This is a genomic window from Anaerococcus tetradius ATCC 35098 (assembly GCF_000159095.1).
Taxonomy (GTDB): domain Bacteria; phylum Bacillota; class Clostridia; order Tissierellales; family Peptoniphilaceae; genus Anaerococcus; species Anaerococcus tetradius.
The window spans coordinates 1-343 of the sequence record NZ_GG666368.1; the positions used below are offsets into that span (position 1 = coordinate 1).

General features: G+C 39.7%; 1 protein-coding gene. It reads left to right on the forward strand.

Annotated features, from left to right (window positions below):
• A partial coding sequence (locus HMPREF0077_RS10855; RefSeq protein WP_004837952.1) for a hypothetical protein occupies nucleotides 1-343 on the forward strand: 343 nt, incomplete at both ends.

A 343-nucleotide genomic window follows, 5' to 3' on the forward strand; every position in this document is an offset into this window, starting at 1 on the left:
GGGTCAAGGAGTAACTATCGAATACGTAGATGGCCTACCAGATGGTCTTGACTTTGTAGATGGAAGCATAACAGGTCTACTCTATAGCGAAGATAGCTTTGCCTCTATGAAAGAGTATCCAATTACCATTTATGGAAAGAAAGATGGTAAAGCTATCAAGAGAACTCTAAAGCTTACAGTCTACCAAGATAAGGACAGGGATGGAATAAATGATGACGACGATGCAAACCCAAATGCCTTCAATCCTGAATTTAAGGGAGGAGCATATAAAGACAAATGCTTGACTGGTTTTATTGGTGACGATGAACCGAGCATCGATGATTACAAGAAGTTGTTCAAGAAT